Here is a 26,748-nt window from a genome sequence, read left to right on the forward strand (position 1 = left end):
CACAGTGACGTAAGTAATATGAGCCTCGTTCAGTCACCCGCCCACTCTGCGGTAAGGGATCTCATGTCCTTCTTCACTGACCTGGCCCACCAGTACATCGACGGCGAGTGGCGGCCCGGCAAGGGCTCCTGGGACATCATCGACTTCAACCCGTTCGACGGGGAGAAGCTCGCTTCCATCCCGGTCGCCACGGCCGAAGAGGTGGACCAGGCCTACCGCGCCGCGGAGCGGGCCCAGCGGACGTGGGCCGAGACCAACGCGTACGCCCGGCGCGGGGTGCTGGAGAAGGCGCTGCGGATCGTGGAGGAGCGCGAGCCCGAGATCGGTGACGCGATCGTCGCCGAGCTCGGCGGCACCCGCCTCAAGGCCGCCTTCGAGCTGCACCTCGCCAAGGAGTTCCTCCGCGAGTCCGTCCAGATCGCGCTGCGCCCCACCGGCCAGCTGCTGCCCTCGCCGGTCGAGGGCAAGGAGAACCGCGTCTACCGCGAGCCGGTCGGCGTGGTGGGCGTCATCAGCCCGTTCAACTTCCCCTTCCTGCTCTCCCTGAAATCGGTCGCCCCGGCGCTCGCCCTCGGCAACGCGGTCGTCCTCAAGCCCCACCAGAACACCCCGATCGTCGGCGGCACGCTCATCGCCAAGATCTTCGAGGACGCGGGTCTCCCCGCCGGACTGCTGAACGTCGTCGTCACCGACATCGCCGAGATCGGCGACGCCCTGCTGGAGCACCCGGTCCCGCAGGTGATCTCCTTCACCGGCTCGGACAAGGTCGGCCGCCACGTGGCGACCGTCGGCGCCGCCCACCTCAAGCGGGTCGTCCTGGAGCTCGGCGGCAACAGCGCGCTCATCGTCCTGGACGACGCCGACATCGATTACGCCGTCGACGCCGCGGTCTTCAGCCGCTTCGTCCACCAGGGCCAGGTCTGCATGGCCGCCAACCGCATCCTGGTCGACCGGTCCGTCGAGGCCGAGTTCACCGAGAAGTTCGTCGCCAAGGTCGCATCCCTGACCGTCGGCGACCCGGCCGACCCGGCCACCCAGATCGGCCCGCTGATCAACTCCACGCAGGCCGAGGCCGTCACCAAGCTGGTCGAGCAGACCGTCGCCGGCGGCGCCACCGCGCTGCTGCGGGGCACCACGGACGGCAACCTGGTCGGCCCGTCCGTGCTCACCGGCCTCTCCGCCGACTCGCCGGTGCTCCAGCAGGAGATCTTCGGCCCGGTCGCGCTGATCGTGCCCTTCGACGGCGAGGACGAGGCCGTCCGGATCGCCAACGACACCCCGTACGGCCTGAGCGGCGCCGTGCACACCGGGGACATCGAGCGCGGCGTACGCGTCGGGCAGCGCATCCACACCGGCATGATCCACATCAACGACGGCACCGTGAACGACGAGCCCATCGTCCCGTTCGGCGGCGTGAAGAACTCGGGCCTCGGCCGCCTCAACGGCGAGTCGACGATCGACTCCTTCACCACCCAGAAGTGGATCTCGATCCAGCGGGGCCGCACGCAGTTCCCCTTCTGACCGATCTTCCCCTTCTGACCGATCCGGACGAGAGACTCCAGGGGCGCCCGTGGTCTACTGCGGGGGCGGCGTCGCCGCCCCCGCAGCAGCCCTCGCAGAGAAGTGAACCGCCCGACGTGCGCCTGAACGACCTCGACGAACGCATCGTCCACGCCCTCGCCGAAGACGCCCGACGCTCCTACGCCGACATCGGCGCCCTCGTCGGCCTGTCCGCACCCGCCGTGAAGCGCCGTGTCGACCGGCTCCGCGACCAGGGGGCGATCACGGCGTTCACCGTGCGGGTCGACCCCTCCGCGCTGGGCTGGGAGACCGAGGGGTTCATCGAGATCTTCTGCAGCCGCAACACCTCTCCCGAGGCGATCAGGAGCGGGCTCTCGCGCTACCCCGAGATCGCCTCCGCCTCCACCGTCACCGGCGAGGCGGACGCCGTCGTCCAGGTCTTCGCGGCGGACATGCGCCACTTCGAGCAGGTACTCGAACGCATCGCGAGCGAGCCCTACGTGGAGCGCACGAAATCGGTCCTGGTGCTCTCCCCGCTGGTCCGCCGGTACGTGTCCGGACCGCCCGCCGGGTGAGCCCCGGCCCGGCCCGGTCCGGACGGCGGGCCCCCGGTCCGTACCGGCTCTGCGCTGAGACCTGGATCACCTTCCTGACCTGCGACGACGCCCTGCGCAACGAATCGCCGCACAAGGGCTCGCGGACGCAACGGATCGACGGTCGGTGCGCAACGCTCGTGCCTTGTCGGGGGTGTGGCGCGAAACGTACCTTCGGATACGTCCCCCGCCGCCCCGCCCGAGGTCAGCCATGCCGTCGTTGCGTACCGCCCTGTTCCAGAGCTCCGGCACACCCGGAGACGTGACGGCGAATCTCGAAGCCCTCGACGCCGCCGCCGCGCGCGCCGCCGCCGGAGGGGCCGGGCTGCTGGTGACCTCCGAGCTGTACCTCACCGGCTACGCCCTCGGCGACGCCGTGCCCCGCCTGGCCGAACCCTTCGACGGCCCCGGCGCCCGGGCCGTCGCCGCCCTCGCCGCCCGGCACCGGATCGCCGTCCTGTACGGCTACCCGGAGCGCGCGGGCGAGCTGATCCACAACGCCACCCAGCTCATCGGCCCCGACGGCACGCCGCTGGCCCACTACCGCAAGACCCACCTCTTCGGCGAGTTCGAGCACACCTGGTTCACTCCCGGGGAGCGGGCCGTCGTCCAGGCCGAACTCGGCGGCGTCCGCGTCGGGTTGCTGGTCTGCTACGACGTCGAGTTCCCGGAGAACGTACGGGCGCACGCCCTCGCCGGCACCGACCTGCTGCTCGTGCCCACCGCGCAGATGCACCCCTTCCAGTTCGTCGCGGAGGCCGTCGTGCCGGTGCGCGCCTTCGAGAGCCAGATGTACATCGCCTACGTCAACAGGACCGGCGAGGAGGGCGAGTTCGAGTTCGTCGGGCTGAGCTGCCTGGCCGGCCCCGACGGCGCGGTGCGCGCCCGGGCCGGACGCGGCGAGGAGCTCGTGACCGGCGACGTGGACCCCGTCCTCCTCGCCGCCTCGCGCGCCGCCAACCCGTACCTCGCCGACCGGCGCCCGGAGCTGTACGGCCCGCTCGCCCGCCGGGCCTGAAGGCCCTCCCGCCTCTTCGTCTCTCCCGCTCGCCCCCGCTAGGAGTCCGTACCCCATGACGTCCACGGTGCCCAACGCCGTCCCGCACGCCGACACCACCCCGCCGATCACCATGTTCGGCCCGGACTTCCCGTACGCGTACGACGACTTCCTCGCGCACCCCGCGGGCCTCGGCCAGATCCCCGCCACCGAGCACGGGCAGGAGGTCGCGGTCATCGGCGGCGGCCTCTCCGGCATCATCACCGCCTACGAGCTGATGAAGATGGGCCTGCGCCCCGTCGTCTACGAGGCCGACCGGATCGGCGGCCGGCTGCGCACCGTGGGCTTCGACGGCTGCGACCCGTCGCTCACCGCCGAGATGGGCGCGATGCGCTTCCCGCCCTCCTCCACCGCGCTCCAGCACTACATCGACCTGGTCGGCCTGGAGACCCGGCCGTTCCCCAACCCGCTCTCCCCGACGACCCCTTCGACCGTCGTGGACCTCAAGGGCGAGTCGCACTACGCGCGCACCGTCGACGACCTGCCCCAGGTCTACCGCGACGTGATGGACGCCTGGAACACCTGTCTGGAGGAGGGCGCCGACTTCTCCGACATGAACCGGGCCCTGCGCGAACGGGACGTCCCGCGCATCCGCGAGATCTGGGCCCGGCTGGTCGAACAGCTCGACAACCAGACCTTCTACGGCTTCCTGTGCGCCTCGGACGCCTTCAAGTCCTTCCGCCACCGCGAGATCTTCGGCCAGGTCGGCTTCGGTACCGGTGGCTGGGACACCGACTTCCCCAACTCCATCCTGGAGATCCTGCGGGTCGTCTACACCGAGGCCGACGACCACCACCGGGGGATCGTCGGAGGCAGCCAGCAGCTGCCGCTGCGCCTGTGGGACCGCGAACCGGTGAAGATGGTCCACTGGCCGCCCGGCACCTCGCTCTCCTCCCTGCACGGCGGCGACCCCCGGCCCGCCGTCACCCGGCTCGACCGCACCGCGGGCAACCGCGTCACGGTCACCGACGCGGACGGCGACATCCGCACCTACCGCGCCGTCGTCTTCACCGGGCAGTCCTGGCTGCTGCTCTCCAAGATCGCCTGCGACGACGAGCTCTTCCCGATCGACCACTGGACGGCGATGGAGCGCACCCACTACATGGAGTCGTCCAAGCTGTTCGTCCCGGTCGACCGCCCGTTCTGGCTGGACAAGGACGAGACCACCGGCCGCGACACCATGTCGATGACGCTGACCGACCGGATGACCCGGGGCACGTACCTGCTGGACGACGGGCCCGACAGGCCGGCCGTCATCTGTCTCTCGTACACCTGGTGCGACGACAGCCTGAAGTGGCTGCCGCTCTCCCCGAACGAGCGCATGGACGTCATGCTGAAGTCGCTCGGCGAGATCTACCCGAACGTCGACATCCGCAAGCACGTCATCGGCAACCCGGTGACCGTCTCCTGGGAGAACGAGCCCTATTTCATGGGCGCGTTCAAGGCGAACCTGCCGGGCCACTACCGCTACCAGCGGCGGCTGTTCACCCACTTCATGCAGGACCGGCTGCCCGCCGGGAAGCGGGGGATCTTCCTGGCCGGCGACGACATCTCCTGGACGGCCGGCTGGGCGGAGGGCGCGGTGCAGACCGCCCTGAACGCCGTCTGGGGCGTGATGACCCAGTTCGGCGGCTCCACCGACCCGGCCAACCCGGGCCCCGGCGACCTCTTCGACGAGATCGCCCCGGTGGAACTGCCGGAGGACTGACCCCGTACCCGCCTCCTGGAGCGGACCGGACCGGGAGGCGGGTACGGGCCGCGGCTCAGCCGCAGGGCGTCAGCAGGAAGCGGCCCACCAGGCCGACCGTCGCGTCCGTACGCCGGCGGAACTCCTCGGCGAGCGGCGGGACCGCCCGCAGCCGCCAGAGCACCTTCGCCGACGACCAGGCGCCGTCCCGGGCCCGCTGGAGGCTCCAGGACGTCAGCAGATGCGTCAGCGGGTCGGCGATCTCCAGCAGATCCGGTCCGGGCATCAGATCCTCACGGATGCGCTCCTCCAGAGTTACGAGGAGGTCGCCCACGCGCTCGAACTCATCCTCCAGGTCCGGCGGAGCGCAGCCGAGCGTACGGCAACTGTCCACCACCGCCAGCGCGAGGTCGTGGCCGATGTGCGCGTTGATGCCCGCCAGGGCGAACTGAATCGGGCGTACGCCCGGATGACGCCGGAACTGGAGGAGCGGACGCCAGCACTCCGGTGCGAGGCCGCCCCGGTCGGCGGTGCCGATCGCGGTCAGATAGTGCTCGGCGAACCGGACGTCCAGCACCGAGGTGGCGGTGCGGTCGGGGAAGCCGCCCGTGCCGAGCTCCCCGCCGATGGCCTCGGTGACCGCCAGGTACACCTCGTTGAAGACCCCTACGCCGTCCCCCTCGGGGCACAGCGCCCCCAGGGCGCGCATGCGTTCGATCACGTCCGCGATGCTGGTGGGTGCCGTCTCCACGGCCGGGGCCGGGCCGGGTGGGGCCGTGTCCGCGATCTGTTCCAACTGCGCCATGGCAGCAGCGTCCCAGCCGTACTCTCGACGCGGCGCCGACCGGGCCGGAGTTCATCGGATCGGACGAACCCCGGTGCCCCGGAAGGATGGTGTGGAGTGCCGGACCGTGTCCGCGAAGTCCCGGAGCCCGCAGGGAGGTTCGCCGGGCGCGGCAGGGGCGCCGCGCGTACGGGGCGCCGTGCCGCCCACGGCCACGCGCTCATGAGCGCCGCCTCCGCCCTCGTCGTGGCCGCCGCGGTGACCGCCTCCGTGCTGACCACCGGGGCGGGCGGTGACGACCGCGCCACGGCCCGCCCCGGCCCGTCCGTACTCCGCGTCCCCGCGCCCCTCCCCGGCGGCCCCACCTCCGCCCCGGCACCCTCGCCGTCGCCGTCGTCGTCCCCGACGCCGCGCGGGCCGGTGCCCGGCGCGGCGGGCCCGTCCGCGTCGGCGGCCCCCCGGTCGCCGTCGCCGTCGGGGACCCCGGCGCCGGTGGTCGCGACCGCCGGCGCGGCCCGGCTGCCGGAGCTCTACCGCTACCCCGACTCCCAGCTCCTGGAGTGGATATCCGGCCACCGGGACGACCCGCTCCGCCCGGTCGTGGAGTCCAGGATCGGGAGCAGGCCGGCCGCCGTCTGGTTCACCTCGTACGACCCCGCCACGATCACCGGCCGGGTGGCGGCCGTGACCCGGGCCGCCTCGGCGGCGGGCCGCACCCCCGTCCTGGTGCCGTACGCCATCGCCGACCGCGACTGCGGCGGGGCCTCCGGCGGCGGGGCGCCGGACCTCGGTGCGTACGACACCTGGATGCGGGGGTTCGCGGCCGGGCTCGGCGGCGGACCGGTGATCGTCGTCCTGGAACCGGACGCCGTGGCGGACTCCGACTGCCTCACCGCCGACGCCCGCACCGCCCGCTTCGCCTCGCTGGCGCGGGCGGCCCGGGCCCTGCACGCCGCGAACCCGCGGGCCAGGGTCTACTTCGACGGCGGCCACTCCGCCTGGAACGGCGCGGCGCGGCAGGCGGCGCTGCTCCGGGCGGCGGGGGCCGCCGCGTACGGCGACGGGATCTTCACCAACGTCTCGAACTTCCGCCGCACCGCCGACGAGGCCGCCTACGCGCGACGGGTGCTGGACGCCCTCGGCGGCCCGCCGGGCATGGGCGCCGTCATCGACACCAGCCGCAACGGCAACGGCGCCCCGGCGGACGACGCCTGGTGCGACCCGCCCGGGCGGGCACTGGGCAGCGCCCCGACGACCCGTACGGGCGCGGCCCGGATCGACGCGTACCTGTGGGTGAAGTCGCCGGGGGAGTCCGACGGCTGCTCGGCACAGGCGGGGGAGTTCAGCCCGGAGTACGCGTACGCCCTCGCGACGGGCTGAAGCCGTCCGGCGCGGCTCCTCCGGCGCCCTGTCGGACATGAGTTCCCGCAGGTCGATCACCCGTACGCGAGGATGAACGTTTTGGCCACTAGGCCGGAATTGGGCTACAAAGGATCTTTTCCGGTCATGGTTCCGCGGGGTGCGTTCGTGCTGCCCCGACCGGGAACGCCGGCGGGCGAAGGGTGTGCGGCACTGCCCGCGCCGGTGCCTTCCGGGGGTGTGACACGAGCTGAGGGGTGATCATGGCGGGCTTCGGCTGGAAGCTGCACGGTGACGGGAAGCATCTGCTGCCGGGAGAGGTCGTCAAACCCGACGAGCGGCTGACCTGGGGCCGGACCGTCGGGCTCGGAGCCCAGCACGTGGTCTCCATGATCGGCGCGTGCTTCGTCGCGCCGGTCCTGATGGGCCTGGACGCCAATCTCGCCGTCATGGCGTCCGGTGTCGCCACCATCCTGTTCCTGCTCGTCACACGGGGCCGCATCCCCAGCTATCTGGGGAGCAGCCTCTCGTTCGTCGGCGTGGCCGCCGTGATCGCGACGCAGGGCGGCGACGCCTCGACCCTCACCGGCGCACTGCTGGTCGTCGGAGCCGTGCTCTTCCTCTGCGGGGCGGTGGTGCGCGCTCTCGGCGCGCGGATCATCCACATGGTGCTGCCGCCGGTGGTCACCGGCGCGGTCGTCATGCTCATCGGCTTCAACCTCGCCCCGGTGACGGCCGGCACCTACTGGCCGCAGGACCAGTGGTCCGCGCTGGCCACCATGGCCTTCACCGGGTTCGCCCTGGTCGTCCTGCGCGGCTTCTGGTCCCGCATCGCGATCTTCCTCGGGCTGGCCTTCGGCTACCTCCTCTCCTGGGTGCTCGACCGGATCTTCGGCCGCATCCACTCCCCGGCGGGCGGTACCGAGGCCGTCGACCACTGGCGTCTCGACCTGTCCGGGGTCGGCCACGCGAGCTGGATCGGCCTGCCGGACTTCCACGCCCCGAGCTTCTCCGGATCGGCGATCCTCGTCGCCCTGCCCGTGGTCATCGCCCTCATCGCGGAGAACGCGGGACACGTCAAGGCCGTCGGTGAGATGACCGGCGACCCGCTGGACGACCAGCTCGGCACGGCGATCATGGCGGACGGTGCGGCCACCATGGTCGCGACCTCCGTGGGCGGTCCCGCCACCACCACGTACGCGGAGAACATCGGGGTGATGGCCGCCACCCGCGTCTACTCCACCGCCGCCTACTGGTGCGCGGCCGGGTTCGCGATCCTCTTCGGGCTCTGCCCCAAGTTCGGCGCCTTCGTCGCGGCGATCCCCGGCGGGGTCCTCGGCGGCATCACCGTCATCCTCTACGGCATGATCGGCCTGCTGGGCGCCCAGATCTGGGTCCGCTCCGGCGTCGACCTCACCAACCCGCTGCACCTCGTGCCGGTGGCGGCGGGCGTCATCATCGGGATCGGCGGCGTCAGCCTCACCTTCACCGACAACTTCGAGCTGAGCGGCATCGCGCTGGGGACCCTGGTCGTGGTCCTCGGCTACCACGCCCTGCGGGTCCTGGCACCGGCCCACATGATCGGCGAACCGCCCATCAGCGAGTCCGAGAACCCGGGGTACGACCGGGGCTGAGCCCCTGGCCGACATCCGTCGGTGGTACGGGCGCGGGGCCGGACCCCGCGGGGCGAACGTCGTGCGCCGACGGACACCCCGCCCTGATCCAGCCCTGATCCAGCCCCGATCCGGTCCCGAGGCCTTAGCGTTGACCGTTGTGCCGATGTTCACCGGGACCGGACAGGACGGCGGGGCCATGACGGAGACGAGCGGATCCTCGGCCACCGGGCGGCCCGCGCCCGCCCTCAGGACGGACCGGGCGCAGGTCCTCGCCCGCCGCTTCGCGGCCCACGGCCTCGACCGGTCCTCCGACGCGACGGATCCCGGTGCGCTCGGTGCGCTCGGGGTGCTCGGGGTGCAGGACACCCCGGCCGGTTCGGCGCGGCTCGCGCTTGCCGCGCGCGGGGTCCCGCCCGAGGGGCTGGAGCGGGTCTGGACGTTCCGGGGCGCCCCGCACCTGCACCGGCCGGACGCGCTCCCCGCGCTGGCCGAGGCGCTCTGGCCGGTGGACGACGCCGACGCCGAGGCCCGTATCCGTACGACGGTCATCAAGGAGGGCGCGAAGCTCGGGCTGCGCGCCTTCCGGACCACGGCCGAGGCCTTCCGGTCCGTGGTGACCGGGCCGATGCCCAAAGGGGTGGTCAGCGCGGAGGTGAGCGCGCTGGTGGACCCCTCGCTCACCTTCGACTGCGCCACCTGCGGGGCCCGGCACATCTCCGGGCTCCTCTTCCAGCAGGCCGGCATCTTCGGCGCGGTACGCGTCACCTCCGGGGGCGGCACGACGCTCTCGCCGCTGGAGCCCGGGTTCGCGCTCCCGGAGGCCGCGCACGGTACCGACGCCCTGGTCCGCGCCTATCTGCACCTGCACGGTCCGGCGGGCCCCGCCGAGGTCGCGAAGTACCTCGGTGTACGCACCCCGGTCGTCCGGGCCGTCTGGCCCGAAGGTCTGGTGGAGGTCGAGGTGACCGGCGTGGGGAGCGGGGAGCGCACTGCCTGGCTCCCCGGCCCGGACGCCGGACCGGCCGTGCCGGACGTGGGGCGGACGGTACGGCTGCTGCCGCCGGGCGACCCGTTCCTCCAGGGCCGCGACCGGGAGCTCCTCGTCCCCGACGCGGCCCGTCGCAAGGAGATCTGGCGGGCGATCGGTGGGGCGGGCGTGCTCCTCGTCGGTGCCGAACCCGCCGGTACCTGGCGGGCGAGGGCGGCCGGACGCGCGGTCGGGATCACCGTCACGCCGTTCGCCCCGCTCACCGCCCCGGTCCGCCGGGCCCTGGAGGAGGAGGCCGCGGTGGTGGCCGCCGCGCGGGGCGTCGACGAGGCCCGCCTGCACCTCGTCTGACGTACCCCGCGGTTCAGCCGGCGGCTCAGCTCCCCGCGGTTCAGCCCGCGGTTCAGCTCGCGGTCCAGCTCCCCGCGGTTCAGCCCTCGGACGGGCTCTTCGCCACCACGACGGCCGGTGCGGGCGCCCCGTCGGCGACCTTGCGGTCCGCGCCCCGCAGGACCCCGGCCCCGAGCACCAGGCCGAAGGCGAGCACCGTCACCAGGCCGAACGAGACGACCAGTGAGGTCGCCTCCGCCAGCGAACCGATCGCGGACGGTGCCACCAGCCCGGAGGTGTAGGTGATGGTGGCGACGCCCGCGATGGCCTGGCTCGGGTTCGGGCCGCTGCGCCCGGCCGCCGCGAAGGCCAGCGGGACGACGACCGCCACCCCGAGGCCGATCAGTCCGAAGCCGCACAGGACGCCCACCGCACCGCCGGGGGAGAAGACCACCAGGGCCCCGCCCACCGTGGCGAGCGCTCCGCCGGCCCGGACCGAACGGACCGCCCCGAACCGGTCCACGAGTTTGTCGCCGGCGAGCCGCGCCACCGTCATCGTCAGTGCGAACGCGGTGGTGGACGCCGCGGCGAGACCCGCGGAGGTGTCGATGACGTCCCGCAGGTAGACGGCCGACCAGTCCATGCTGGCGCCCTCGGCGAAGACGGCGCAGAAACCGATCGCGCCGATCACCAGCGCCGACTTGGGCGGCAGGGTGAAGCGCGGCGGCGGCTCCTCGTCCGCCTCGCTGCGCAGGTCGAGCACCCCCTGGCAGGCCAGGAGGCCCAGCACGGTCAGGGTGAGCGCGGCCAGGGTGTGGTGGAGACGCGCGTCGGCGCCGATGTGGGCCGCCACCGTGCCCGCCGCCGAGCCGATCAGCGCGCCGGCGCTCCACATGCCGTGCAGGCCGGACATGATCGACCGGTTCAGGCGGTTCTCCACCTCCACGCCCAGCGCGTTCATGGCCACGTCGGACATGCCGGCCGAGGCGCCGTAGACGAAGAGGGCCGCGCAGAGCGTCACCAGGTTGGGGGCGAGCGCGGGCAGGATCAGCGCCAGCGTCCACAGGGCGAGCAGTCCGCGCAGGGCGTTCCGGGCGCCGAACCGGTGGCTGATCCGGCCGGCCAGCGGCATCGCCAGCGAGGCGCCGATCGCCGGGAAAGCCAGGGCGAGGCCCAGCTGTCCCGCGCTGGCTCCGGCGTGGTCCTGGATCCAGGGGACCCGGGTGGCGAAGCTGCCGGTGACCGCGCCGTGCACGGTGAACACCGCGGCGATCGCGTACCTGGCGCGTTTCACCTGCGCGGTGCCGAAGGCTGTGGTGGTCGAGTCCGATGACATCGCGAGGTTCCCTCCCCGATTGGCGCCCGCAGAGCGACTGGTGCTCCTCTGCCAGGATCGAGCCGTAAACTATCAGGAACCTTGCCTGATAAAAAGCCCGCGTCCAGGTGCGCGGAGGTGATCTGGAAGGATTCCGGCATGCCCGCCTCACCGAGCACCGCCCGGGCCATCAACGACCGGCTCGCCCTGCGTCTCCTCCAGCAGGACGGCCCCTTGACGGCCACCCAGCTCAAGTCGTCGACCGGGCTCTCCCGTCCGACCGTCGCCGACCTGGTCGAACGGCTGCAGGAAGCCGGTCTCATCGAGGTCGTCGGCGAAGCCGGCGCCGAACGCCGGGGCCCGAACGCCCGGTTGTACGGGATCGTCGCGGACCGCGCCCATCTCGCCGCGCTCGACATCCGCACCGGCAGCGTCTCCGTGATCGTCGCCGACCTCCTCGGCCGGACCCTCGCCGAGGCCAGCGTGCCCATCGGCAGCGACACCGGTACCGGGCCCGCCGTCGAGCGGGCCGTCGCCCTGCTGGAACGCACCGCCCGCGCGGCGGGCGACGCCCCGCTGCACAGCGTCGGCATCGGGGCCCCCGGGCTGATCGACCCCGCCACCGGCGAACTCCGGGTCACCATCGGACTGCCCGCCTGGCACCGCGAGCTGGTGACCTCCCTCCAGCAGCGGCTGCCCGCCAAGGTCCTCGTGGAGAACGAGACCAACCTCGCCGCCGTCGCCGAACACCGCGTCGGAGCCGCCCGCGACCGGCCGACCTTCGCCCTCTTCTGGCTCGGCCACGCCATCGGCGCCGCGCTCATGCTCGACGGCACCCTGCGCCGGGGGGCCTCCGGCGGTGCGGGGGAGATCGGCTTCATGCCCGTCCCCGGCGCGGTCGGCACCCTCTCGGCCGCCACCTGCGAAGGCGGGTTCCACTCGCTCGTGGGCTCGGAGGCCATCTGCGACCTCGCCGCCTCCCACGGCATGGAGCCCCCGCGGACCCGCCCGGACGCGGAAGGAGCGGAAGGCACGGAAGAAGAGGAAGGCGCGGAACCCCGGTGCGCGGCGTCCGGCCCCGAGCAGGGGTACGCCGCCGCCGCGTACGTCCGCGACGCGCTCGCCGGGGCGGCGGGCGGCGAGGCGTTCCTCGGCGCCCTCGCCCACCGGATCGCCCTCGGTGCCGCCTCCGTCGTCTCGGTCCTCGACCCCGGCTGCCTGGTGCTCGCCGGAGAGGTGGGCCACGCCGGGGGTGCCGGACTCGCGGCCCTCGTCGAGCAGCGGCTGGCCCAGCTGTCACCCCTGCGCACCGAGGTCCGGGCGGGCGAACTGGGCGGCACGGCGATCCTGCGCGGCGCGCTCTTCACCGCCCGGGAAGCGGCCCAGGACGCGCTCTTCGCCCCGGCGGGCGCCTGACCCGCGCCCTCGGGCGGCACCACTCCCTCGTACGGGTTGGCCGCGCCCCTCACGGAACGTTCACTGTGAGCCACCGCACAGCTACCCCCCTGCTGGCCGAACGCAAGTCGTGGCAGACTGTGGGGGTACCAGCAGCAGCGCACTCCGGGGTCGGTGTAATTCCGAACCGGCGGTTATAGTCCGCGACCCGTCCGCATCCAGCGGCCGGTTGACCAGGTGAGATTCCTGGACCGACGGTGAAAGTCCGGATGGGAGGCAGTGCGCGGCGGTCCGTCATCGGGTACGCCGCCGTGGGCGGACGCGGGTTCCGGAGCATTCCGGGCAACGCGTTCGGCTTTCGCGGTCCAGGCGCCATCCCCGTTGCGTACCGCTTCATCTGTCGTCATCGACAGGCCCCGGAGTCCGTGCCCGAAGAGGCAGGAGGACCCGGTGGCAACCGCAGCCGACATCACCGCCATGCGCCGAGCGATCGAGCTTGCCGCTCGCGGCCTCGGCTCCACCAGCCCGAATCCGGTCGTCGGTTGTGTGATCACCGACGCCGCCGGAGCGCCGGCCGGTGAAGGCTTCCACCAGCGCGCGGGCGGACCGCACGCCGAGATCCACGCCCTGCGCGAGGCGGGGGAGCGGGCCCGCGGCGGCACCGCGTACGTCACCCTCGAACCCTGCAACCACACCGGACGCACCGGCCCCTGCGCGCAGGCGCTGATCGAGGCAGGCGTCGCCCGCGTCGTCCACGCCGTGGGCGACCCGAACCCTCAGGCCACCGGAGGCGCCGACACCCTGCGCGCCGCCGGGATCGAAGTCGAGCGGGGACTCCTCGCCGCCGAGGCCGAGGCCGGCAACACCGCCTGGCTCACCTCGGTCCGCCTCGGACGCCCGTACGTCCTCTGGAAGTACGCCGCCACCCTCGACGGCCGGATCGCGGCCGCCGACGGCACCAGCCGCTGGATCACCTCGCCGGAGTCCCGTGCCGACGTGCACCGGCTGCGCGCCGAGGCCGACGCCGTGATCGTCGGTTCCGGCACGGCCCGCACCGACGACCCGCAGCTCGGCGCCCGGGGCATCGAGGGCGCCACCCAGCCGCTGCGCGTCGTCGTGGACACCACCGCCACCGCCGTACGGCCCGGCGCCCGGGTCCTCGACGCCACCGCACCGACCCTGGTCGCGGTCGCCGAGGACGCCGACGCCCGCCACCTGCCCGAGGAGAACGTGCTCCGGCTGCCGCGCGCCGCCGGCGGCACCGGACTGGACGTCACCGCCCTCCTCGCCGCGCTCCACGAGCGGTCCGTCCGCTCCGTACTCCTCGAAGGCGGCCCCACCCTGGCGGGCGCCTTCGTCGCCGCCGGGGCCGTCGACCGGGTCGTCGGCTACCTCGCCCCCGTCCTCCTCGGCGCGGGCCCCGCCGCCCTCGCCGACGCCGGAATCACCACCATCGCCCGGGCGTTGCGGCTCGATGTGACCGAGACCGTACGCATCGGCCCCGATCTCCGTATCACCGCCGTCCCCGCCACCGTCGCCGCGGACTCAACCGCTCGGAAGGGAAACTAGTGTTCACCGGAATTGTCGAAGAACTGGGTGAGGTCACCGCCGTCGAGGAACTCGACGACGCCTCCCGCTTCCGGCTGCGCGGCCCCGTCGTCACCGAGGGCGCCAAGCACGGCGATTCGATCGCCGTCAACGGTGTCTGCCTGACGGTCGTCGAGACAGGCGAGCACGAGTTCACCGCCGACGTCATGGCCGAGACGCTGAAGCGCTCCAGCCTCGGCGCGCTCACCGCCGGCTCCCGCGTCAACCTGGAGCGCCCCATGGCGCTCGGCGGCCGGCTCGGCGGCCACATCGTGCAGGGGCACGTGGACGGCACCGGCCGCATCCTCGCCCGTACCCCCTCGGAGAACTGGGAGATCGTCAAGGTCTCGCTGCCCGCCGAACTGACCCGGTACGTGGTCGAGAAGGGCTCGATCACCGTCGACGGCGTGAGCCTCACCGTCGTCGACGCCGGGCCCGACTACTTCACCATCAGCCTCATCCCCACCACCCTCGCGCTGACCACGCTCGGCCTCAAGCAGCCCGGCGACCCGGTCAACCTGGAGGTGGACGTCATCGCGAAGTACGTCGAGCGCCTGCTCGGCGACCGTTCCACCGATCAGGGCGACACCGACCTCCGCAAGCTGACCGACACCGACTCCGGCGACCGGAGCGACACCGACGAGGAGACCGCGAAGTGAACGCCGCCGACTGGCTCAACTCCGAGGCGTTCACCGTCCTCGACCAGCACATCAAGTGGTCGGACATGATCGGCAACACGATCGGTCTGATAGCCCTGGCCCTCGGCTGGAAGCGGTCCGTGCTGACCTGGCCCGCCCAGCTCCTGTCCGGCGCGATCCTGCTCTTCGCGTTCGCCTCCGCCCACCTCTCCGGCAGCGCGGGCAAGCAGATCGTGGTCATCGTCGTCTCGCTGCTCGGCTGGTACTCCTGGACCCGCGGCAAGAAGCAGGCGCAGGACGGCTCCATAGCCGTACGGTTCGCCACCTGGCGCGAACGCGGCGTGCTGCTCGCGGGCGCGGTCGTCGGCACCCTCGCCGTCGGCGGCCTGTTCACCGCCTTCCCCGAGCTGTCCTGGGACCCGTGGCCGGACGCGTACGTCTTCGTCGGCACCATCGTCGCGATGTACGCCCAGGCGCGCGGCATGGTCGAGTTCTGGTTCGCCTGGCTGCTGGTCGACCTGGTCGGCGTCCCGCTGAACTTCGCCAACGGCTTCGCCTTCTCCGGATTCGTCTACGTCATCTACGGCGCCCTGGTCCTGTGGGGCATGCGCGACTGGTGGCTGCGTACGCGCACCGCCGGTCTGGAAGGAGCCACGGCATGACAGCCCAGCCCGCCACCCCTTCGCACCACGACCGCGAACTCGCCCTCGACCCCGTCGAACAGGCGATCCGTGACATCGCCGCCGGCCGCCCGGTGGTGGTCGTCGACGACGAGGACCGCGAGAACGAGGGCGACCTCGTCATCGCCGCCGAGAAGGCCACGCCCGAAGTCATCGCGTTCATGATGAGCGAGTGCCGCGGCCTGATCTGCGCCCCCATGGAGGCCGACGAGCTCGACCGGCTCGAACTCCCGCAGATGGTCCAGCACAACACCGAGTCGATGAAGACCGCCTTCACCGTCTCGGTGGACGCCTCCGCCGAGTACGGCGTCACCACCGGCATCTCCGCCGCCGACCGCGCCACCACCCTGCGGATGCTCGCGGGCGGCACGGCCGGACCCGGCGACTTCGTCCGGCCCGGCCACGTCTTCCCGCTGCGCGCCCGCGACGGCGGCGTGCTCGTCCGCAACGGCCACACCGAGGCCGCCGTCGACCTCGCCCGGCTCGCCGGACTGCGTCCGGTCGGCGCGATCGTCGAGATCGCGGGCGAGGACGGCGTCATGCTGCGGCTCCCCGAACTCGTGCCGTTCGCCCGCAAGCACGGCCTCACGATCATCTCCATCGAGGACCTGATCGCCTACCGCCGCAGCGCCGAACCCACCGTCCGGCGCGAGGCCGAGGTACGGCTGCCGACCGCCTTCGGCGACTTCACCGGCTACGGCTACCGCTCGGTGACCGACGGCGTCGAACACGTCGCCCTGGTCCACGGCGACATCGGCGACGGCGAGGACGTCCTCGTCCGCATCCACTCCGAATGCCTGACCGGCGACATCTTCCAGTCCCAGCGCTGCGACTGCGGACCCCAGCTGCGGGCCTCCATGGAGCGGATCACCGGCGAGGGCCGGGGCGTCGTCGTCTACCTCCGGGGCCACGAGGGCCGGGGCATCGGCCTGCTCCAGAAGCTGCGCGCCTACGAACTCCAGGAGCGCGGCTCCGACACCCTCGACGCCAACCTGGAACTCGGCCTGCCCGCCGACGCCCGCGACTACGCGGCCGGCGCCCAGATCCTCCAGGACCTCGGGGTGCGCAGCCTCCGGCTGATGACCAACAACCCCGACAAGACGGCCGCCGTGGTCCGCCACGGCCTCGTCGTCAACGGCCGCGAGTCCATGCCCGTGCAGGCCGGCGAGCACAACCTGCGCTACCTGCGCACCAAGCGGGACCGGATGGGGCACGACCTGCCGTGGCTCGACGGCGTGCCCGCCTCCACCTGCGGCAACCAGTAGTCCCTCAGCCAGTAGGCCCTCAGCCAGTAGTCCCGCAGACAGACCCACAGAACCCGAAGAACGGTAGGAGAAGAACATGAGCGGCAAGGGCGCACCCGAACTGTCCGTGAGCAACTGCGAGGACCTCCGCGTGGCGGTCGTCGCCGCCCAGTGGCACGAGAAGGTCATGGACGGCCTCGTCGACGGCGCCCTGCGCGCGCTGGGCGAACTCGGCATCCAGGAACCCACCCTGCTGCGCGTCCCGGGCAGCTTCGAACTGCCGGTCGTCGCCAAGGTCCTCGCCGGCCGCGGCTACGACGCGGTCGTCGCCCTCGGCGTGATCATCCGCGGCGGCACCCCGCACTTCGAGTACGTCTCCCAGGGCGTCACCGTCGGCCTCACCCAGGTCACCGTCGACACCGGCGTCCCCGTCGGATTCGGCGTCCTCACCTGCGACACCGAGGAGCAGGCGCTGGACCGGGCCGGTCTGGAAGGCTCGTCCGAGGACAAGGGCCACGAAGCGGTCACCGCCGCCGTCGCCACCGCCACCACGCTGCGCACCGTCAGCGAACCCTGGCGCTGAGGGCGGGCGGGGACCCCGTATTCTAGGGACCATCATGGCCAACAAAACCTTCGAAGAACTCTTCGCCGAGCTGACGCTCAAGGCCGCGGACGGCGACCCCTCCACCTCGCGCACCGCCGAACTGGTGGGCAAGGGGGTCCATGCCATCGGCAAGAAGGTCGTCGAGGAGGCCGCCGAGGTCTGGATGGCCGCCGAGTACGAGGGCAAGGAAGCGGCCGCCGAGGAGATCTCGCAGCTGCTCTACCACGTCCAGGTGATGATGGTCGCGCGCGGGATCTCCCTCGACGACGTCTACGCCCACCTCTGAGCAACGCCTCTCTCCACCGCACGCCCCGCACCGCCGGAACTCCCGCACGTCCGCAGAACCGTCCGCACACTCCTTCGTACAAAGGAAACCCGAGCTCATGCTGCGCATCGCCGTCCCCAACAAGGGTTCACTCTCCGGGCCTGCGATGGCGATGCTCCATGAGGCCGGCTACCAGCAGCGCAAGGAGTCGAAGGAGCTCGTCCTCGTCGACCCCGTCAACGAGGTCGAGTTCTTCTACCTGCGGCCCCGGGACATCGCGATCTACGTGAGCTCCGGCCGCCTCGACATCGGCATCACCGGCCGCGACCTGCTGCTCGACTCCGGAGCCGACGCCGAGGAGATCCTCCAGCTCGGCTTCGCCCGCTCGACCTTCCGGTACGCCACCAAGCCCGGCACCGCCGAGGGCCCGCAGGACTTCGACGGCATGACGATCGCCACCTCCTACGAGGGCATCGTCGCCCAGCACCTCGCGGACAACGGCGTCAAGGCCTCCGTCGTCCACCTCGACGGCGCGGTCGAGACCGCCATCGAGCTCGGCGTGGCCCAGGTCATCGCCGACGTGGTCGAGACCGGCACCAGCATGCGCAACGCCGGACTCGAAGTGATCGGCGAGCCGATCATGAAGTCCGAGGCCGTCGTCATCCGCCGTACCGGAGCAGGCACCGACGAGCCCAAGGTCCAGCAGTTCCTCCGCCGCCTCCAGGGCGTCCTCGTCGCCCGGACGTACGTGATGATGGACTACGACTGCCGCGTCGAGCACCTGGAGCGCGCGGTCGCCCTCACCCCGGGCCTGGAGTCGCCGACCGTCTCCCCGCTGCACCACGAGGGCTGGGTCGCCGTCCGCTCCATGGTCGCCTCCCGCGAAGCGCAGCGGATCATGGACGACCTGTACGAGCTCGGCGCCCGCGCCATCCTCACCACGGCGATCCACGCCTGCCGGCTCTGACCGGAGCCCGTCCCTCGTACCCAGCACACCGAGCAGAGGACAGAACCTGATGTCCGCCCCCACCCCCCGGACCGGACAGCCGGCCCTCCCGGTGACGTTCCGGCCGGGACTCACCCGGCTGGTCCTGCTCACCATCGCGCTGGCGTTCCTCGTCGTCCTGACCGTCGTGGCGCTGATGCTGGAGAGCCTCGGTCCGGGGGACCGGGTGACCTTCATCGCCTTCGCTGTCCTCGTCGCCGGGGTGCTGGTGCTGCTCGCCCGGCCCAAGATCGTCGCCGACGAGGACGGGGTGACCGTCGTCAACCTCACCCGGACCCGGCGGCTCGCCTGGGCGCAGATCCTCCAGGTCAACCTGAGGGCCGGCGACCCCTGGCTCTACCTCGGCCTCAGCGACGGCACCAGCCTGCCCGCCCTCGGCATCCAGCCCGGCCTCTCCAAGCAGCAGGCCGTACGGGACGCCGGAGAGCTGCGCCGGCTCGTCGCGGCCCACGGCAGCGGCGTCCAAGCCTGAGCCCGCCCCCGGGCCGACGGGAATCAAGCCTGAGCCCGCCCCCGGGCCGACGGGAATTCAGGCCCGCGTGCACGGGCGGGCGCGGGGGCGCCCGGCCGATGGCCGTGAGCCCCTGCCCGGACACACCGATTCTTGACTACTCTGGGGTTCGGCGGCGCCGAGTGGCGCCCCGCCCCGCCCAGACGGTCCGCAGACCGGCGGGGCTTTTCCTGCGACCCGAGGAGTGACTCCTTCCAGCAATGGACGGATCGTCCGGTAGTACCTGCGCCGCCCCTTCCCCGGAGGCGGCGGCATGACCACCCCCCTGCTGCTGCTCATCGCGGCATTCCTTCTCATCCTGGCCAACGGCTTCTTCGTGGCGGCCGAGTTCGGTCTCGTCACCGTCGAGAAGCCCGAGGCGGAACGCGCGGCCGCGGAAGGCGACCGGCGCGCGCGCACGGTCGTCGACGCGCTGCGCGAACTCTCCTTCCAGCTCTCCGGCACCCAGCTCGGCATCACCATCACCTCGCTGGTCGTCGGCATGCTCGCCGAACCCGCGCTCGCCCAGCTCATCAACGGACCGCTCACCGCCACCGGACTGCCCGCCGGAGCCGTACCCACCATCAGCGTGGTGACCGGCATGCTGCTCGCCTCCGCGGTGCAGATGGTCATCGGCGAGCTGGTGCCCAAGAACTGGGCCGTCTCCAAGCCCCTCCAGGTCGCCCGGTTCGTCGCCGGCCCCCAGCACCGCTTCGCCACCGCGCTCCGCCCGGTGATCACGGCGCTGAACACGCTCGCCAACCGGCTGGTCCGGCTGCTGGGCGTCGAGCCCACCGACGAACTGGCCTCCGCCCGCACCCCGGGCGAGCTGGTCTCGCTGGCCCGGCACTCCGCGGAGGCCGGCACCCTGGAACAGGACACCGCCGACCTCTTCGTACGGACCCTGTCGCTCGGCGGTCTCACCGCCCAGCACGTCATGACCCCCCGGGTCCGGGTCAGCGCCCTCCAGTCGACCGCCACCGCGGCCGACGTGCTCAACCTGACCCGCGCCACCGGCCTCTCCCGCTTCCCCGTCTACCGGGAACGCATCGACGAGGTCGTCGGCATGGTCCACCTCAAGGACGCCCTCGCGGTCCCGGCCGCCGAGCGGCTGCGCACCCCGGCCGGCCGGATCGCCGTCCCGCCGCTGCTGGTCCCCGAGTCCCTGCCCGTCGAACAACTGCTCCAGCGGCTCCGCAACGAGCAGCCGATAGCCGTCGTCGTCGACGAGTACGGCGGCACCGCCGGTGTCGTCACGCTGGAGGACATCATCGAGGAGCTCGTCGGCGAAGTCCGCGACGAGCACGACGCCGAGGGCGCCGACCGGCCCGAGCTGGTCTCCGTCACCGGCGAGGACGGCCGCCCCGCCTGGGACGCCGACGGCAGCTGCCGAGTCCTCAGCCTCCGCCGGATAGGCCTCGACGTACCCGACGGACCGTACGAGACCGTCGCCGGTCTCGTCGCCGACCTCCTCGGACGGATCCCCGCCCCCGGCGACCGTACCGAACTGCCCGGCTGGCGGATCTCCGTCCGCCAGGTGGGCCACTACCGGGCCGAGCAGGTCCGCTTCGTCCGCACCGCGGACGTGTCCGGGCAGCCGGACGGCACGGACCTTCCCGACGGCGCCCTTCCCGCGGCCCCCGGCCGGACCATGGGCCGGACCTTGCAGGAGGCCACCCGATGAGCCTGGTCCAACTGCTCTTCGCCGGACTCCTCGTCCTCGCGAACGGCTTCTTCGTCGGCGCCGAGTTCGCGCTCGTCTCGGTCCGCCGCAGCCAGGTCGAACCGCTCGCCGCGAGCGGATCGGCCCGCGCCCGCAAGGTGCTGTACGGCCTGGAGAACCTCCCGCAGATGATGGCCGCCGCACAGTTCGGCATCACCGTCTGCTCGCTCACCCTGGGCGCCGTCGCCGAACCGACCGTCGCCCACCTCCTGGAACCCGTCTTCCACGCGGCACACGTGCCCGAGGGGTTCGTCCACCCGCTCGGGTACGTCCTCGCCCTCGTCTTCGTGGTCGTCCTCCACCTCGTCGTCGGAGAGATGGTCCCGAAGAACCTGGCGATGGCCGCCCCGGAGAGGACGGCCCTCTGGCTCAGCCCCGCCCTGGTGGGCTTCGCCCGGCTCTGCCGCCCGGTCACCGCGGCGCTCGGCGCCTGCGCCCGGCTCGTGCTGAAGCTCTTCCGGGTCGAGCCCAAGGACGAGGTCGAAGCCGTCTTCACCAGCGAGCAGCTGAACCGGCTGGTGGAGGACTCCGGCCAGGCCGGGCTCCTGGAGCCCGAAGCGCAGGAACGGCTGGAGGACGCCCTGGAACTCGGCAGCAGGCCCGTCACGGACGTCCTCCTGGAGAACGGTTCGCTGGTGACGGTCGACCCGTCCGTCACCCCGCGCCGGGTCGAGGAGCTCACCGTACGGACCGGGTTCTCGCGCTTCCCGGTCCGCGCCGAGCGCGGCGGCCCGTTCATGGGGTACCTGCACGTCAAGGACGTCCTCGACCTGGAGGACGGCGAGCGCGCCGTGCCCCAGCACGTCTGGCGCCCGATGGCGACCGTACGGGCCGAGCTCCCGCTGGACGACGCCCTGACCGTGATGCGCCGGGCCGCGACCCACCTGGCGCAGGTCGCCGACGCGCAGGGCAAGGTCCTCGGACTCGTCGCCCTGGAGGACGTACTGGAAATGCTGGTCGGCGAGGTCCGCGACCCCGCCCACCGCGTCTCCGTACCGCGCCGGACGGTCGACGTCGTCCCGGAGCACCGGGCGCACGACGAGCCGAAGGCCATGGCCGACATCGGCTGACGGGCGGTCGCGCCTTCTTCACCACCGTCACGTATCGGGGGCCCGTTCGGCGAGTGCCGGGCGGGCCCCCGTCACGTGCCGGGCCTACGCGCCGGGCGCCTCCGTCTGTCCCCGGCCCACCGGGCCACGGCCGGAGAGCACCTCGCCGTACGCCTGCATCAGGTCCGGAAGCCGCAGCGTCGCCAGGTCGGCGCGGCCCGGCGCCGTGGCGTACCCCGAGAGCCGCAGGTCGCGGTAGGCGCAGCTCTTCTCGTACAGGGTGCGCAGGAAGCGGCCGTTGCCCAGCTCGTCGATCCAGCCCTGCTCGACCACATGGCCGCTGATGCTGCGCAGCTCGTCCAGGGCCTCCTCGTCCCAGAGGTCGCCGTTGGCGGCGGCCAGCACCCCGCCGATCGCGGTGAGTTCGAGCGGGCGGTAGCTCGGGAAGTCGACCCGGCTGGTGAACCGCGAGGAGAGCCCCGGGTTGGTGGCCAGCAGCCGGTCCATGCCCTCCGGGTAGCCGGCGAGGATGACCACCAGATGGTCCCGGTTGTCCTCGGCCCGCTTCAGCAGGACCTGGAGCGCCTCGTCGCCGTACGCGTCGCCCTTGCTGTAACCGGAGTTGGCCAGGCTGTACGCCTCGTCGACGAAGAGCACCCCGCCCAGCGCCGAGTCGATCAGCTCATTGGCCTTGACCGCCGTCTGGCCGAGGAACTCGCCCACCAGATCGGACCGTTGGGCCTCCACCAGGTGATCGCCGCCGAGGAGGCCCAGGGCGTAGAAGACCCGGCCCAGGATGCGGGCGACCGTCGTCTTCCCCGTGCCCGAGGGGCCGGAGAAGACGAAGTGCCGCTTGGGCGGCTGGACCGGCAGACCCTGCTCGGCCCGGAGCCGCGCCATGTTCAGCTGCGCCGAGAGCGCCTTGACCTGCCGCTTGACCGGATCGAGCCCGACCATCCGCTCCAGCTCGGCGAGCGCGTCGGCCAGCAGCGCGGGGTCGCTCGGCCCGGCCGGCAGCACCGGACGCCCCGCACGGCCGGACCCGGACCGTTTGGCGCGCGCACCCTCCGGGGCGGTCGTGACCACCGGGGCGACGGGGCCGAGCGGATCGCCGCCCAGCCACGGCTCACGGCCGTCCACCAGGTCCGTACCGAGCAGCGCGTCGCCGTCCGGCTGGGAATCGGAGCCCAACTCGTCCGCGCCGTAACCGCTCAGGGCGGCCGGCGCGAGGCCGGCCGGCTCGTCGAACCCGTCGTGATCGGTGATGGCCGCGAGCCGGGCCGAGGTGTCCATGAACGAGGGATCGACCCGGTGCACCGCCCGGTAGAGGGGGAGCGCGGCGGCGCTGCGCCCCGTCCCCTCGTGCGCCCGCGCCAGCCAGTACCGGAGCTCCTTGCGCTGCGGCTGCTCGCTGCGACAGCGCATCAGCGCCGCGGAGAGCAGCGGCTCGGCCTGCCCGTACATCTCCAGCCGGACCCGGGCCATCCCGCCGAAGAGCCGTGCCTCGATCCCGAGCAACGGGTCGTCGACCAGCCGTTCGGTGTAACGGACCAACTGTTCCCAGTCCTTGGCGAGATAGGCCCGGCACGCGTGCAGGAAGCGCACCTGTGCGTCGGTGTCGACCGGCGGGAGCCCGGCCAACGCCCGGTCCAGCTCGGGCACATGGCGGCCGTCCAGCCAGTGCGAGGCGTGTGCCAGCAGCAGATCGCGCGGCGACTCCAGCACCGGCTGCACCCACCAGCCGAGCCAGTACCAGGAGTTGAGCGTGCGTTTGTGCCGGGTGCGCTGCTCGCCGAAGCGGTCGCGGTGCCGGTACATGCTCAACAGGGCGGTGGTGGTGTCGATCCGCAGCGCGTGGAGGCCCAGCCAGGCGTCCGCCATGCCGGGATCGAGTCCCACCGCCGTCCGGAATTCCTCCTCGGCATGCGGGTAGGCGCCCACCGTGTAGGCGTCCACGCCCCGCAGCCAGGCCAGTTCGGCAGGGGCGTGCGCGCCCTGCGTGCCGATGTCCATCAGGTCCCCCACACGACTGTGCCCCAGGATGTCCCGCCCGCACAGCATGCCCACGGAAGCGTTCCGAATCACCGTTTCGCGGGCGGGAATTGACCGAGCCGCCGAGTATCGTACCGAGCCCGGAAAAACCACCGGAACGGCGTCTCTCGTGACGGACGGTGAAGGAGAGGGCCCGTGTGGTGCGGATGAGGGGGGCCTGCGGGCAGAACGAAGCCCCCGATCACGGGGGAACAATCGGGGGCTTCGCGTCCTGGATGGGCTCCGAAAAGCCGCACATTGAGAACGTAAGACCTGTAAGCCCCGCCGGTCAAGCCGAGTTGGAACATGCGCCTGGCGATTTCCGGGCGCTCAACCGGATGACCAGCCGCCTTCACCCTCCGTAGCAATCCGGCCCCCGGTCGCAGTCGCCCGAGGCACCGTCAGCCACTCGTAACCGTCGGACAACTGGCGTACCAGCGAATCCGCGTACGGTCGTGAAGGGTCCGCGGCGAAATGTTCCTCCTCCGCGACCGTCCAGCCGTCCCAGAACTCGTCGAGCGCCGGTCCGTCCCGCCGCCGGCCCCGCTCCCAGGAGGCCTCGCGGTCCAGCTCCATCCACCACAGCGCCGCCAACCGGGGCCGCAGGAACCGGCGTCCGGCCCCCACCCCCTCGATCAGCACCACCGGCGCGGGGTCCAGCGTCCGCTCGGGTCCGAAGCGGCGGGCGGTCCAGTCGTACGGGGCGTAGCGCGCCCGCTCCCCGCGCGACAGCGGCAGCAGCACCTGCTCGTGCAGCCGGCCGGTCCAGGCGAACAGCTCCTCGTGAGTGGCCAGATCGTCCAGCCGGAGCAGGGGAGCGCCTCCCAGGGCGGCGGCGAGCCGGGTGGCCAGGGTGCTCTTTCCCGAGCCCGCGTGCCCGTCGACCGCCACGAGCCGCACCGGGCCCAGGGACGCGGGGAGGGCCAGGAGGCCGCGGGCGTGTCCGGCCAGGTCGTTCATGGCTCCAGGGTACGGTCCGGGGCCGGGCTCCGGCCTCCCCGGTCCGTCGCAGGTCACGGCGGTGGCGGCGGCTCGTCCCGGGGCGGTGCCGGCCATCGGGCGGCGCCGGTGGCATGCCAGTGGACCAGTCCAATGTTGCTCCGTCCGCGCGGGGTGAATCACTGGCCCGCCGGGGCCGGGACCCGCGATAGTTGGCGCACTGATCGACGTCGAACACGCACGCCGTACACATGCGCCGCATCGCCCGCACGCGCGCCCCGCACCGCGCTGTACACCCTCGTCCGCCAACGACTCGGGAGTCCCCCCCCCATGACCGGACCGCACAACCGCAGGAACGTTCTCGCCGCCCTCGCGGCCGTCGCCGCCGCCTCCACGGTGGCCGCCTCCGCCGGACCCGCGTCCGCCGCCGCGCGCTCCGCCTCCCGCCCCGCTCCCTTCCGCTCCAAGGCCCCGGACACCGCCGTGGACAACCACTTCTGGACGACGTACACGGACTGGCGCTCCGGCTCCGCCGCCGGAACCCGCGCCGTCGCCGGCCGCAGGCCCGGCCTGGTGATCGGCACCCCCACCGGGACCACCGACCACACCGACCCGCACACCGGGACGACCGCCGCGTGGGAGTACGCCACCTGGACCTCCCCGTCGCACCGCAGCGCCGTACCGGCCACCGAGGTGATCGCCTCCTGGAACGCCGACACCCCCGCCGGCACCTGGATCCAGATCGAACTGCTCGGCCGCTACTCGGACGGCACGGACACCCCCTGGTACGTGATGGGCCGCTGGGCGGCCGGGGACGAGGACATCCGCCGCACCTCGGTGGACGACCAGACGGACGGGAAGAGCTCCATCTGGACCGACACCTTCTCCGTCGACGACGCCGCGAGCGGCCTGCGCCTGACGCACTACCGGCTCCGCCTCACCCTCCACCGCAGGCCCGGCACCCGCCTCACCCCGACGGTCTGGCGCGTCGGCGCGATGGCCTCGGACGTCCCGGACCGCTTCACCGTCCCGGCGAGCACCCCCGGCACCGGCCGCGGCCACGAACTCGCCGTGCCGCGCTACTCGCAGAACCTCCACGCGGGGCAGTACCCCGAGTACGACAACGGCGGCGAGGCCTGGTGCAGCCCCACCTCCTCGCAGATGATCATCGAGTACTGGGGCCGCAAGCCCACCGCCGAACAGCTCGCCTGGGTCAAGCCGGGCCTCCCCGACCCCCAGATCTGCCACGCGGCGCGCTACACGTTCGACTACCAGTACGACGGCTGCGGCAACTGGCCCTTCAACGCCGCCTACGCCGCCACCTACCCGGACATGTCCTCCGCCGTCACCCGCCTCGGCTCGCTCGCCGACGTGGAGACCCTCGTCCGGGCCGGCATCCCCGTCATCACCTCGCAGTCCTTCCTCAAGGAGGAGCTGACGGGCGCCGGTTACGGCACGTCGGGCCATCTGATGACGGTGATCGGCTTCACCGAGGACGGCGATGTCATCGCCAACGACCCCGCCTCGAAGGACGACGACGCGGTGCGCCGGATCTACGCACGGGCCGAGTGGGAGCAGATCTGGCTCCGGACGAAGCGGTACGACGCGAACGGCAACGTGCGCAGCGGCACGGGCGGGGTCTGCTACCTCTACTGGCCGACCGCCCCGGCACCGGGTCAGCGCCGCGTCCTGGAGTCACTCGGACTGGCCTGAGCATGTGAGGTGCCACGGCCGCCTCCACGACACGACGGCAGCGTTCGCGCCCGTCGTGCGTGGGGCGGCCGTCGTGCGTGGGGTGGCCCGACTCGAGGGGCAGGCTGCCGGTGGTGCTGTGGGACTCCGGTGGT

At 72.5% G+C, this 26,748-nt stretch carries 23 protein-coding genes and 1 riboswitch; of the genes, 19 read left to right on the top strand and 4 right to left on the bottom strand.

Translation table 11 applies throughout. The features are described from left to right. Positions 1 to 63: 63 nt before the first annotated feature. The 4 genes from ACWCWD_RS19920 (at position 64) to ACWCWD_RS19935 (ending at position 4,879) form a co-directional block, all read left to right on the top strand. Complete coding sequence (locus ACWCWD_RS19920; RefSeq protein ID WP_450774101.1) at positions 64 to 1,521, top strand: aldehyde dehydrogenase family protein; 1,458 nt, start codon at positions 64 to 66, stop codon at positions 1,519 to 1,521. Positions 1,522 to 1,637: 116 nt separating this feature from the next. Beyond that, entirely contained in the window at positions 1,638 to 2,096 is a 459-nt protein-coding gene (locus ACWCWD_RS19925) for an Lrp/AsnC family transcriptional regulator (RefSeq protein WP_450774102.1), read from the top strand. A 229-nt stretch (positions 2,097 to 2,325) separates the two neighbouring features. After that, positions 2,326 to 3,132, top strand: coding sequence for a carbon-nitrogen hydrolase family protein (locus ACWCWD_RS19930; RefSeq protein ID WP_450774103.1), 807 nt, complete (start codon positions 2,326 to 2,328; stop codon positions 3,130 to 3,132). A 55-nt stretch (positions 3,133 to 3,187) separates the two neighbouring features. Continuing rightward, positions 3,188 to 4,879: a flavin monoamine oxidase family protein gene (locus ACWCWD_RS19935; protein WP_450774104.1), complete on the top strand. Its 1,692-nt coding sequence runs from the start codon at positions 3,188 to 3,190 to the stop codon at positions 4,877 to 4,879. 55 nt (positions 4,880 to 4,934) lie between these two features. On the opposite strand, the gene ACWCWD_RS19940 is transcribed toward ACWCWD_RS19935, so the two are convergent. Then, positions 4,935 to 5,663: a DUF5995 family protein gene (locus tag ACWCWD_RS19940; protein ID WP_450774105.1), complete on the bottom strand. Its 729-nt coding sequence runs from the start codon at positions 5,661 to 5,663 to the stop codon at positions 4,935 to 4,937. A 201-nt stretch (positions 5,664 to 5,864) separates the two neighbouring features. Between ACWCWD_RS19940 and ACWCWD_RS19945 the strand changes: the two genes are divergently transcribed. The 3 genes from ACWCWD_RS19945 (at position 5,865) to ACWCWD_RS19955 (ending at position 9,956) form a co-directional block, all read left to right on the top strand. Next, positions 5,865 to 7,022 carry a glycoside hydrolase family 6 protein gene (locus tag ACWCWD_RS19945; protein WP_450774189.1) on the top strand — a complete coding sequence of 386 codons (1,158 nt, stop codon included), beginning with the start codon at positions 5,865 to 5,867 and terminating at the stop codon, positions 7,020 to 7,022. 242 nt (positions 7,023 to 7,264) lie between these two features. Further along, positions 7,265 to 8,635, top strand: coding sequence for a uracil-xanthine permease family protein (locus tag ACWCWD_RS19950; protein WP_450774106.1), 1,371 nt, complete (start codon positions 7,265 to 7,267; stop codon positions 8,633 to 8,635). A 178-nt stretch (positions 8,636 to 8,813) separates the two neighbouring features. Then, positions 8,814 to 9,956 (top strand): DNA glycosylase AlkZ-like family protein, encoded by a 1,143-nt coding sequence (locus ACWCWD_RS19955; protein ID WP_450774107.1) that lies wholly within the window; start codon positions 8,814 to 8,816, stop codon positions 9,954 to 9,956. Between the two features lie 79 nt (positions 9,957 to 10,035). Here ACWCWD_RS19955 and ACWCWD_RS19960 read toward each other — a convergent pair whose 3' ends face one another. Continuing rightward, positions 10,036 to 11,271 (bottom strand): MFS transporter, encoded by a 1,236-nt coding sequence (locus tag ACWCWD_RS19960; RefSeq protein WP_450774108.1) that lies wholly within the window; start codon positions 11,269 to 11,271, stop codon positions 10,036 to 10,038. A gap of 138 nt (positions 11,272 to 11,409) precedes the next feature. On the opposite strand from ACWCWD_RS19960, the gene ACWCWD_RS19965 reads away from it, so the two are divergent. From ACWCWD_RS19965 to ACWCWD_RS20015, 11 genes are all read left to right on the top strand, one after another. Then, a complete protein-coding gene (locus tag ACWCWD_RS19965) occupies positions 11,410 to 12,666 on the top strand; it encodes an ROK family transcriptional regulator (protein ID WP_450774109.1) in 1,257 nt (418 codons plus the stop codon). Positions 12,667 to 12,801: 135 nt separating this feature from the next. Continuing rightward, positions 12,802 to 12,932: riboswitch (FMN riboswitch) on the top strand. A 163-nt stretch (positions 12,933 to 13,095) separates the two neighbouring features. Continuing rightward, the gene (gene ribD, locus ACWCWD_RS19970; RefSeq protein WP_450774110.1) at positions 13,096 to 14,214 is read left to right on the top strand and encodes a bifunctional diaminohydroxyphosphoribosylaminopyrimidine deaminase/5-amino-6-(5-phosphoribosylamino)uracil reductase RibD; all 1,119 of its coding nucleotides are present in this window, start codon (positions 13,096 to 13,098) and stop codon (positions 14,212 to 14,214) included. Next, positions 14,214 to 14,891 (top strand): riboflavin synthase, encoded by a 678-nt coding sequence (locus ACWCWD_RS19975; RefSeq protein ID WP_450774111.1) that lies wholly within the window; start codon positions 14,214 to 14,216, stop codon positions 14,889 to 14,891. Before ribD ends, ACWCWD_RS19975 begins: the two co-directional genes overlap by 1 nt. Continuing rightward, positions 14,888 to 15,532, top strand: a complete 645-nt coding sequence (gene pnuC, locus ACWCWD_RS19980) for a nicotinamide riboside transporter PnuC (protein ID WP_450774112.1) — start codon at positions 14,888 to 14,890, stop codon at positions 15,530 to 15,532. Before ACWCWD_RS19975 ends, pnuC begins: the two co-directional genes overlap by 4 nt. Further along, positions 15,529 to 16,815: a bifunctional 3,4-dihydroxy-2-butanone-4-phosphate synthase/GTP cyclohydrolase II gene (locus tag ACWCWD_RS19985; protein ID WP_450774113.1), complete on the top strand. Its 1,287-nt coding sequence runs from the start codon at positions 15,529 to 15,531 to the stop codon at positions 16,813 to 16,815. Before pnuC ends, ACWCWD_RS19985 begins: the two co-directional genes overlap by 4 nt. A gap of 76 nt (positions 16,816 to 16,891) precedes the next feature. Then, complete coding sequence (gene ribH / locus ACWCWD_RS19990) at positions 16,892 to 17,377, top strand: 6,7-dimethyl-8-ribityllumazine synthase (RefSeq protein WP_450774114.1); 486 nt, start codon at positions 16,892 to 16,894, stop codon at positions 17,375 to 17,377. A gap of 34 nt (positions 17,378 to 17,411) precedes the next feature. Next, the gene (locus ACWCWD_RS19995) at positions 17,412 to 17,684 is read left to right on the top strand and encodes a phosphoribosyl-ATP diphosphatase (RefSeq protein WP_266702246.1); all 273 of its coding nucleotides are present in this window, start codon (positions 17,412 to 17,414) and stop codon (positions 17,682 to 17,684) included. Positions 17,685 to 17,781: 97 nt separating this feature from the next. Then, the gene (gene hisG, locus ACWCWD_RS20000) at positions 17,782 to 18,630 is read left to right on the top strand and encodes an ATP phosphoribosyltransferase (protein ID WP_450774115.1); all 849 of its coding nucleotides are present in this window, start codon (positions 17,782 to 17,784) and stop codon (positions 18,628 to 18,630) included. Positions 18,631 to 18,679: 49 nt separating this feature from the next. Further along, positions 18,680 to 19,141, top strand: coding sequence for a PH domain-containing protein (locus ACWCWD_RS20005; RefSeq protein WP_450774116.1), 462 nt, complete (start codon positions 18,680 to 18,682; stop codon positions 19,139 to 19,141). A gap of 292 nt (positions 19,142 to 19,433) precedes the next feature. Beyond that, a complete protein-coding gene (locus ACWCWD_RS20010; protein ID WP_450774117.1) occupies positions 19,434 to 20,843 on the top strand; it encodes a hemolysin family protein in 1,410 nt (469 codons plus the stop codon). Then, positions 20,840 to 21,952: a hemolysin family protein gene (locus ACWCWD_RS20015; protein ID WP_450774118.1), complete on the top strand. Its 1,113-nt coding sequence runs from the start codon at positions 20,840 to 20,842 to the stop codon at positions 21,950 to 21,952. Before ACWCWD_RS20010 ends, ACWCWD_RS20015 begins: the two co-directional genes overlap by 4 nt. Before the next feature lie 84 nt (positions 21,953 to 22,036). On the opposite strand, the gene ACWCWD_RS20020 is transcribed toward ACWCWD_RS20015, so the two are convergent. Together ACWCWD_RS20020 and ACWCWD_RS20025 are read right to left on the bottom strand one after the other, a co-directional pair. Further along, positions 22,037 to 23,944, bottom strand: coding sequence for an AAA family ATPase (locus ACWCWD_RS20020; RefSeq protein ID WP_450774119.1), 1,908 nt, complete (start codon positions 23,942 to 23,944; stop codon positions 22,037 to 22,039). A gap of 348 nt (positions 23,945 to 24,292) precedes the next feature. Continuing rightward, the gene (locus tag ACWCWD_RS20025; protein WP_450774120.1) at positions 24,293 to 24,922 is read right to left on the bottom strand and encodes a uridine kinase family protein; all 630 of its coding nucleotides are present in this window, start codon (positions 24,920 to 24,922) and stop codon (positions 24,293 to 24,295) included. Between the two features lie 309 nt (positions 24,923 to 25,231). On the opposite strand from ACWCWD_RS20025, the gene ACWCWD_RS20030 reads away from it, so the two are divergent. Beyond that, positions 25,232 to 26,614 carry a peptidase C39 family protein gene (locus tag ACWCWD_RS20030; protein ID WP_450774121.1) on the top strand — a complete coding sequence of 461 codons (1,383 nt, stop codon included), beginning with the start codon at positions 25,232 to 25,234 and terminating at the stop codon, positions 26,612 to 26,614. Positions 26,615 to 26,748: the final 134 nt, after the last annotated feature.

The sequence above is a fragment of the Streptomyces sp. NPDC001493 genome (genome assembly GCF_053597235.1).

Excerpts from the sequence above, each read along its gene's own strand:
- ACWCWD_RS19920 (WP_450774101.1), top strand. The coding sequence starts at position 64 with ATGTCCTTCTTCACTGACCTGGCCCACCAGTACATCGACGGCGAGTGG.
- ACWCWD_RS19930 (WP_450774103.1), top strand. The coding sequence starts at position 2,326 with ATGCCGTCGTTGCGTACCGCCCTGTTCCAGAGCTCCGGCACACCCGGA.
- ACWCWD_RS19935 (WP_450774104.1), top strand. The coding sequence starts at position 3,188 with ATGACGTCCACGGTGCCCAACGCCGTCCCGCACGCCGACACCACCCCG.
- ACWCWD_RS19940 (WP_450774105.1), bottom strand. The coding sequence starts at position 5,663 with ATGGCGCAGTTGGAACAGATCGCGGACACGGCCCCACCCGGCCCGGCC.
- ACWCWD_RS19945 (WP_450774189.1), top strand. The coding sequence starts at position 5,865 with ATGAGCGCCGCCTCCGCCCTCGTCGTGGCCGCCGCGGTGACCGCCTCC.
- ACWCWD_RS19950 (WP_450774106.1), top strand. The coding sequence starts at position 7,265 with ATGGCGGGCTTCGGCTGGAAGCTGCACGGTGACGGGAAGCATCTGCTG.
- ACWCWD_RS19955 (WP_450774107.1), top strand. The coding sequence starts at position 8,814 with ATGACGGAGACGAGCGGATCCTCGGCCACCGGGCGGCCCGCGCCCGCC.
- ACWCWD_RS19960 (WP_450774108.1), bottom strand. The coding sequence starts at position 11,271 with ATGTCATCGGACTCGACCACCACAGCCTTCGGCACCGCGCAGGTGAAA.
- ACWCWD_RS19965 (WP_450774109.1), top strand. The coding sequence starts at position 11,410 with ATGCCCGCCTCACCGAGCACCGCCCGGGCCATCAACGACCGGCTCGCC.
- ACWCWD_RS19985 (WP_450774113.1), top strand. The coding sequence starts at position 15,529 with ATGACAGCCCAGCCCGCCACCCCTTCGCACCACGACCGCGAACTCGCC.
- ribH (WP_450774114.1), top strand. The coding sequence starts at position 16,892 with ATGAGCGGCAAGGGCGCACCCGAACTGTCCGTGAGCAACTGCGAGGAC.
- ACWCWD_RS19995 (WP_266702246.1), top strand. The coding sequence starts at position 17,412 with ATGGCCAACAAAACCTTCGAAGAACTCTTCGCCGAGCTGACGCTCAAG.
- hisG (WP_450774115.1), top strand. The coding sequence starts at position 17,782 with ATGCTGCGCATCGCCGTCCCCAACAAGGGTTCACTCTCCGGGCCTGCG.
- ACWCWD_RS20005 (WP_450774116.1), top strand. The coding sequence starts at position 18,680 with ATGTCCGCCCCCACCCCCCGGACCGGACAGCCGGCCCTCCCGGTGACG.
- ACWCWD_RS20010 (WP_450774117.1), top strand. The coding sequence starts at position 19,434 with ATGACCACCCCCCTGCTGCTGCTCATCGCGGCATTCCTTCTCATCCTG.
- ACWCWD_RS20015 (WP_450774118.1), top strand. The coding sequence starts at position 20,840 with ATGAGCCTGGTCCAACTGCTCTTCGCCGGACTCCTCGTCCTCGCGAAC.
- ACWCWD_RS20020 (WP_450774119.1), bottom strand. The coding sequence starts at position 23,944 with ATGGACATCGGCACGCAGGGCGCGCACGCCCCTGCCGAACTGGCCTGG.
- ACWCWD_RS20025 (WP_450774120.1), bottom strand. The coding sequence starts at position 24,922 with ATGAACGACCTGGCCGGACACGCCCGCGGCCTCCTGGCCCTCCCCGCG.
- ACWCWD_RS20030 (WP_450774121.1), top strand. The coding sequence starts at position 25,232 with ATGACCGGACCGCACAACCGCAGGAACGTTCTCGCCGCCCTCGCGGCC.